Source organism: Kitasatospora sp. NPDC051705, assembly GCF_044453265.1.
In the GTDB taxonomy this organism is placed as follows: Bacteria; Actinomycetota; Actinomycetes; order Streptomycetales; family Streptomycetaceae; genus Kitasatospora.
In genome coordinates this window covers 403,722-410,875 of sequence record NZ_JBITCO010000002.1, presented here as the reverse complement: position 1 = coordinate 410,875, position 7,154 = coordinate 403,722, and the positions used below count along the sequence as shown (strand labels likewise).

General features: G+C 77.9%; 4 protein-coding genes. 1 reads left to right on the top strand and 3 read right to left on the bottom strand.

Features of this window, described 5'->3' with window-relative positions; all coding sequences use genetic code 11:
• Positions 1-111 precede the first annotated feature (111 nt).
• From ACIA8Q_RS04385 to ACIA8Q_RS04375, 3 genes are all read right to left on the bottom strand, one after another.
• Positions 112-3,318 carry a hypothetical protein gene (locus ACIA8Q_RS04385; RefSeq protein WP_396316738.1) on the bottom strand — a complete coding sequence of 1,069 codons (3,207 nt, stop codon included), beginning with the start codon at positions 3,316-3,318 and terminating at the stop codon, positions 112-114.
• 98 nt (positions 3,319-3,416) lie between these two features.
• Positions 3,417-4,364, bottom strand: a complete 948-nt coding sequence (locus ACIA8Q_RS04380; RefSeq protein WP_396316737.1) for an alkaline phosphatase family protein — start codon at positions 4,362-4,364, stop codon at positions 3,417-3,419.
• 84 nt (positions 4,365-4,448) lie between these two features.
• Positions 4,449-5,513 carry a GNAT family N-acetyltransferase gene (locus ACIA8Q_RS04375; protein ID WP_396316736.1) on the bottom strand — a complete coding sequence of 355 codons (1,065 nt, stop codon included), beginning with the start codon at positions 5,511-5,513 and terminating at the stop codon, positions 4,449-4,451.
• Between the two features lie 235 nt (positions 5,514-5,748).
• On the opposite strand from ACIA8Q_RS04375, the gene ACIA8Q_RS04370 reads away from it, so the two are divergent.
• The gene (locus ACIA8Q_RS04370) at positions 5,749-7,122 is read left to right on the top strand and encodes a lipopolysaccharide biosynthesis protein (RefSeq protein WP_396316735.1); all 1,374 of its coding nucleotides are present in this window, start codon (positions 5,749-5,751) and stop codon (positions 7,120-7,122) included.
• The last annotated feature ends 32 nt before the right edge of the window (positions 7,123-7,154 follow it).

Genomic DNA, 7,154 nt, shown 5'->3' with positions numbered 1-7,154 from the left:
CGCCCCCCGCCCCCCCCGCCCCCCCCCGCCCAACCCGTCCGGACTCCCACCCGGGAAGCGTCCCCGGGAAGCACCCCCGCAGCGGCGCCGGCCCGAGGACCGCAACCGCCGTCAGCGCCCCGTGCGCAGCACCGCCCGCTGGATGCCGAGGCAGGCGAGCGGGAGCGCGACCAGGACGGCCGCCCAGAACGCGCCGTGCCCCCAGAGCTCCGCGACGGACCGGTACAGCGGCCCGGCCACCGGGATGCGCAGGGCCTCCATCGGTCCGAGCGGCGGGGGCAGCGCCCCGAGCAGCAGCGTGCCGAGCACCCAGAGGGCGAAGAGCCAACGGGCCGTCCGGGCGCGGGCGAGGGTGGACGCGATCGACACCGCGGCCAGCAGCAGGGTGAAGCCGGCCTGGTAGGCGGCGCCGACCTGGCCGGTTCCCCAGGACGCCGGGGTGGTGTGGTGCCCGACGGCGGCCAGCCGCACCTCGACGGCCGACCCGAGCAGGAGCACCAGGACGACCGTGCCGCCGAGCGCGAACCGGACGCGGTCGCGCACCCCGGCCGGGCCTGGCCGCCAGTCCCGGGAGGCCGCCGGCCGGCCGGCGGCGCCCCCGCCGCCACCCCCCGCGCCGCGAGGCGCGCCACTCGCCGCCCCGCCCGTCGCCCGTCCCGTCGCCCCGCCCGTCGCGCCGGACGGACGGGGGGCCCGCCCCGGCGCCCGCCCGGCGCCGTCGTCCCGGGCGGTCCGGGCCGCCCGCATCAGCCGGGTGGCACGTTCGGCCAGCACCAGCGCCAGCACGACGCCGACGGTGGCCGCCACCCCGGCCCAGCTCCCCATCCCGCCCTCGAAGGTCACCACCCGGTCGACCACCGCCGGCGGCGGCTTGAGCACCGTCATCGGCGGCCCCAACCGCAGGTAGCCGATCGCCGCGGCCCCGGCGGCGACCAGCGCGACCGTGCCCCGGCCGACCCGGGCGGGGAAGGCGACCAGGATGAGGGCCGCGGCGAGCGCCGCGCCCAGCTGCGGGGCCACCGACCGGGCCGCGTGGTCGCCGGCGGTGCGCAGGTGGCCGCCGAAGAGGCTGTTCGGGAAGACCTTCAGCTGGTTCCCGGCGTCCACGCTGAGCCGTGCCAGCGCGCCCGCCCAGAGCAGCAGGGCGAGGGCGACGAGCAGCAGCAGGGCCGCGGCGGCCCGGCGGGGCAGGCCGGAGCGGGCGTCCGCCCACCAGGCGCGGACCCGCGGGGCCGCCCGGTCCCGGATCCGGCGGGCGGCGGCCGCCGCCCGGTCGGTCCGGGTCGCTCCGCCCGTGCGGGTCGCCGCTGCGCCGCGTTCGGTCGCGCCGGCCGGCCCGGGCGCGCCCGCCCCGACCGTGCCGCGCCGGGCCCGCAGCGCCTCGGCGGCGACCAGGGCCGCGCATCCGGACACCTCCCCCGGGTCCGCCGCCACGGCGCGCCGGCGCAGCAGCGACCAGCGGCGCCGCACGTCGTCCGCCCGCCCGCCGCGCACCGCCGTCCAGGCGGCCAGCACGGCGTCCGCCACGGCGGCCGCGACCACGGCCAGCAGCACGGAGAGCCGGCCCGGCAGGGGCAGCCGGTGCAGCGCGCCGGGCAGCGGGGAGAGCCGGGCCAGCAGCCGGGCGTGCTCCTGGGGCTGGACGGTCAGCCAGACGGCGAGCCGGTACGCCTCGGCCCGCTCGTCCGCGCCGAGGCCGTCGCCGCTGCGCCGGCCGCCGCCGAGCTCGTGGGCGGCGCGGTCCGCCTCGGCCACCACCTGAGGGACCCGGCCGAGCCCGAGCAGCCGCCCGCAGTGCTCGCCGGAGCACTCGGCGTGGTCGCAGTCGTAGCGGGCGGCGACGGCCGGCGCCGAGGCGGCGAGCAGCTCGTCGACGAAGGCGACGCCGTCGGGCCCGGCGGCGATCCGGGTGAGGCCGTCCGCGTCGACCGGGCGCTCGCGGTAGACCGGGACGGCGGACGGCGCGAAGGCGGCGCCGAAGGCGAGGACGGCGAGCGCGGCCGCCGCCGCCCGGCGCGCACCGCGGGCGGTGTCGACCGCCCGCAGGTAGTGCAGGTCGAAGAGGGTGTCCCGGACCTCGTCGCGCAGCCAGGCCAGCAGCTGCTGCGCGCCGCCGTCGACGAGCCACTCCGCCGCCTCCCCGGAGCGGTTCAGCATGCTCCGGGCCAGGACGGACGGGGCGTGGTACGGGTCGCCGAGGAAGGTCACCGGCCGGTGCGCGGGGCCGCCGCCGGGGCCCGGGGCGGGCCGCTGGGGCCGCACCACCACCGGGCTCTCGCCCGCCAGCCAGCGGGTGACCTGCGGGGCCCGCCAGCGGTGCGCCGGGTTCCTGGTCAGCAGGCCCTGGAGCAGCAGCAGCCGGCGCGGATCGGCGACGGCGGACAGGTCCGTCCCCTCGCCGAAGACCAGGTCGTACTGGAGCACCTCGTCGCTCACCAGCAGGCCGTCCGCGTCGAGGTAGTGGGGCCGGCCGGAGTACAGCTCGTACAGCACGTTGCCCAGGCCCCACCAGGGCCCGGCGGGGTGGTTGGCGCCGGCGAGCTGTTCGGGCGCCATGTAGGCGACGGTCACCTGCATCTCGGGGGTGAAGCTGCGGCTGGCGGTGAGCCGGGCGATGCCGCCGAAGTCCGCGATCACGAACTCCCCGGGGCCCGCGCCGCCGGGCCGGACCAGGATGTTGGAGGGCTTGAAGTCCACCGGGTTGCGCTCGATCCGGCGCTGCCAGAAGTCCAGCATGTCCACGAGCTCGCGGACGATGCGGTCGGTCTCCCGCCCGTCGGTGTGCCGGCCCTGCCGGTGCAGCTCGGCGACGTGGTCGGCCAGGGTGACCGGCAGGTACTCCATGGCCACCCAGGCGCAGCCCACCCCGGCGTGCTCGACCTGGCCGTAGTCGACGATCTCGGGCACGTGCCGCCGGTGGGCCGGGTCGCGCAGGTGCTCCAGCAGCTCGGCGTCCATGCCCTGCCCGGCCCGGGTGACCTTCACCGCGGCGTCGCCGCCGCCGTCGGTGCGCCGTACGTGCCAGACCGTCCCCTCGGTGCCCGATCCGGCGACCTCGTAGGGCTCGTAGCGGTTGAGCAGGGCCGCGGGGAAGGCCCCGCCGAAGTGGCCGCCGCGGGCGGGGGCCGGGCGCCGGGTGACGGTCGGCGGGGTGGCGCCGCGTGGCGGGGTGACCCTGGTCGGCGCGTCGGGCGGGGTGCGGAAGCGTCCGAGCCTGGTCGGCGGGTCCGGTGCGCCGTCCTCCCGGCCGCCCCAGGGCCGCCGGTCCACCCTCGTCCGCGGGCCCGTCCCCGTCCCCGTCGGCACGCCATCGGCCATCCGCCACTCTCCCGCCCGCCGCCGCAACCTTGACGCATCATCATGTCGCGGCTTCGGGACAGCGGTTACCGCTTTTCACCGGGCCTGTGGCCAAGCCGTTACGCGCCGCCGTGGCGCCAGACGTCGCCGATGGGGGCGGTGGCCGCGGCGGCGCCGGTCGGCGGCAGGCCGTAGGCGTCCTCCAGCGTGCGCAGCAGCCGGTAGTGGTCGATCCGCTCGCCGTAGTGCCCGGGGGCGACCGGCCCGCCCACCACGACGGTGGGGATGCGGTTGGCCGGGCTCCCGTCGTCCTCGTCCCAGGTGACCACCAGCAGGCTGTTGTGGGTGGCGGCCCAGTCGGCGTAGCCGGCCAGGTTCTCCCGGAGCCAGTCGTCGCCCTGCCGGACGGTGCCGTCGTGCATGTCGTGGGTGAGGTCCGGGACGACGAAGGACACCGTCGGCAGCGCCGCGTAGTCGTGCGGGAACGCGGAGAACGGCTGGTTGACCTCGGACGGCAGGTCGGCGAAGTCCGCCCACGGGTTGTGCCTGCGGGCGTAGCCGCCGCTGTCGCAGACGGTGGAGCCGGCGGCCGGCAGGCCCTCGGAGTAGCCGGCGAAGGACAGTCCGGCGGTGCGCAGCGCGGAACCGAGGTTCGCGCCGCCGAAGGTCTGCGGGCAGGAGTCGTCGGTGACGCCCTGCACCGAACCGGAGAAGAGCGCCAGGTAGTTGGGCTGGCTGGGGTGCGCCACGGCGAAGGAGCCGGTGAACAGGGCGCCGCGGTCGGCGAGCGCGTTGATGAAGGGCGCCTGGTCGGTCCGGCCGATGACGTCGGGGTAGGACCGGTTCTCCTCCATCACGACCACGACGTGGTCGGGGCGGGGCACCGCGCCCCCGGCGCCCGACGGGGCCGCCGCGCCCGGGGCGGCGCCCGGGCCCGACGAGGAGACGGTGGCCGGCGAGGAGACGGTGGCCGCGCAGCCCGCCAGCAGCAGGGCGGCGGCGGCCGCGCCGACGGCCCCGCCCGTTCGGCGGCGCCGGCCGGCGGCCCGCGGCACCGCCCGGATCACCTCTCCAGCCTGGTCGCCCCCGGCGGGCGCGGCAAGCGCTGCCGCCCGGCGGAGCTCCTCCGGCACCGCCGAACCGCCCGGGCCTCAGGCGTCCCTGAAGCCGATGACGCGCTTGACCGCGCCGCGCACCCGCCGGTCGGCCGCCGTCAGCGGCAGGCGCTCGCGGTAGTACGCCGGGTTGCGCACCGCGCGGGCGCCGAAGCTCTCCTTGAACTCGGCCAGCGAGGAGTCCGGCCGGGCGTCGCCCATGTCGTAGCAGCGGCTCCCGGCCGCGCAGGCGTCCTCGACGGCGAGGCGGTGCAGCAGGTGGTTGGCGCGGACCGGGTTGGCCAGGGCCCGGTTCATCGCGCCCCGCCAGTACTTGGTGTGGTCCCCGTGCCGCAGGACGACGATCGCGGCGGCCGGCTCCCCGCCGCAGCGCGCCAGCCAGATCGCGCAGGAGGGGCCGAAGCGTTCGGCGACCGCCTCCAGCAGGCGCGGCGGCTCCTCCCGGCGGTGGCGCCACCGGGCCAGGGCGGGCGGCTCGTGCTGCTGCGCCGCCCACCGCTCGACCGACTCCCGGTAGAGGCGCTGGAAGAGCGGAACCAGCCGGCCGGTCCGGTCGACCTCCACCTCCACCCCCGCGCGCTCGGCCTGCCGCACGCCCCGGCGGACCCGGGCGTGGAAGCGGCGGGCCCAGACCTCCTCGAACCCGCCGGCGAGGTCGAGCAGGAAGGTGGTGCGGTCGTAGGCCGCGAAGGCGCCGGGGGCGGCCTCGCCCCAGACCGGGGAGGCCCGGGGGCTGAACCGCACGGCGACCCGGACGGCCGGCCGGTGCGCGAGGTCCTCCAGGACGGCCCTGGCCTCCCGCAGGTCCGGTGCCCCGTCCGGCACGAGGGCCCCGCCGACGCCCCAGCCGGGCCAGGACTCCTCCGCCAGCAGCCGGGTGCCCCGGCGCCGGTGACGCACCAGCGGGACGAGGATCCGGCGGCCGCCGTCGAAGCGGTACAGCCGGCTCGCGTCCTCCAGCGGCCAGGCCTCGCAGAGGCAGTCGAGCCACGTCGGGGTCTGCGTCACCAGTGCGCCGCGGTCCCGCCCGAGCAGCTCCCACCACAGGGCGCGCGGCACCGGGCTGGTCACCCGCACACCGGCGGGCGGATTCCTGGGCATGGCACGGGGGCTCCTCTCCGGTCGTCGGGCCGGGGTCCCGCCTCCCAGGCTAGGGACGTCCGGGCGTTCCCGCCGGTCCGCCCGCTCCTCGCCCCCGAACCCGCCCCCGGGGGAGCACGGTGGCCGGGCGGCGGCCGGGCGGCGGCCGGGCCCCCGGTCATAGGATGGGCAGGCCGGCCGTACCGGCAGAGCGCCGCGACCGGGCCGGGGAGGCCGAGGACGGGAGCTGCTGGTGGTGAGCAACGGATCCGGCGGCCCGCCCGCCGCCACCCGGTCCCTGCGGTCGCGGGGCAGGGCCGTCCTCACCGCCGCCAGGAACTACGACCCGCTGCTGCGCAACGCCCATCTGCTGACCGTCAGTTCACTCCTGACCTCGGCCTTCGGCGCCCTGTACTGGGCGCTGGCCGCCCACTGGTACGACGCGGCCACCGTCGGCCGCAACGTCGCCGCCGTCTCGGCCATGATGTTCCTCGGCGGAATCGGCCAACTGAACCTCGCCAACGCGATGGTGCGCTTCGTGCCCTCCGCCGGCCGGCGCGCCGGGCGCCTCGTGGGGCTGGCCTACGCCGTGGCCTCGTCGGTCACCCTGGTGCTCGCCGCCGGGTTCGTGCTGCTGATCCCCTGGCTCTCGCCCGGGCTGGACTTCCTGCACAGCTGGGGCCTGGGGCTGTTCTTCGTCGTGGCGACCGCCGGCTACGCCGTGTTCAACCTGCAGGACGGCGTCCTGACCGGCCTGCGGCGGGCGGACTGGGTGGCCCTGGAGAACGGGCTGTTCGCGGTCGAGAAGATCGGACTGCTGGCCGTCCTCGTCGCCTTCGGCGCGGAGAACGGGATCCTGGTGTCCTGGATGGCCGGCCTCGCGCTCGCCCTCGTGGTGACGAACGCCTTCGTCTTCCGCCGCGCCCTGCCCCGGCACCAGCGCGCCGCACCGCAGGCCGCCGCGGACACCTCGAGACCGACCTTCGGCTACCTGGCCGCGGACTACGCCGGTGCGATGTGCTGGCTGGCGGCGGTCAACCTGCCGCCCGTGATGGTGCTCAACCGCCTCGGCGCCGCCGACAGCGCGTACTTCTCGCTGGCCTGGACGGCGCCCTTCGCGCTGTACTGCTTCAGCTCCAACATGGGCTACTCGCTGGTCGTGGAGTCCGCCCGGGACATCACCCGGCTCGACGACTACCGGCGGGTGCTGCGCCACTCCGGTCGGGTGCTGGTGGCGGCGGTGGTGCTGCTGATCGCCGTCGGGCCGTGGGCGCTGCGGGTGTTCGGCGCGGACTACGCCCGCCACGGCACGGTCGTGCTCTGGCTGCTCGCGCTCTCCGCGCTGCCGAACCTGCTCACCACCACCGTCGTCGCCCTGTCCCGGGCCCGGCGCCGGATGGGCGTGGTGGTGGGCGTGCTGGCGTCGCTCTCGGTCACGGTGCTGGCGCTGACCGCGCTGCTGCTGCCGGTGCTCGGCATCGACGGCGCGGGCGCGGCCTGGCTGATCGGGCAGACCCTGGTGGCGGCCGTGCTGCTGTGGCGGCGCTCCTGGTGGCTCCCCGCTCCGCCGCCCGGGGGCGGGGGCGCCCCGACCGGTCCGGCGGCGGCCGCGCGCGGCCGCGAGGGGTGACTGAGGGGGCAGCCTGGACGCCTGGTGCCTAG

Bases quoted from the DNA above. Each gene is read 5' to 3' on its own strand.
- ACIA8Q_RS04385 (WP_396316738.1), bottom strand. From the start codon at position 3,318: ATGGCCGATGGCGTGCCGACGGGGACGGGGACGGGCCCGCGGACGAGG.
- ACIA8Q_RS04375 (WP_396316736.1), bottom strand. From the start codon at position 5,513: ATGCCCAGGAATCCGCCCGCCGGTGTGCGGGTGACCAGCCCGGTGCCG.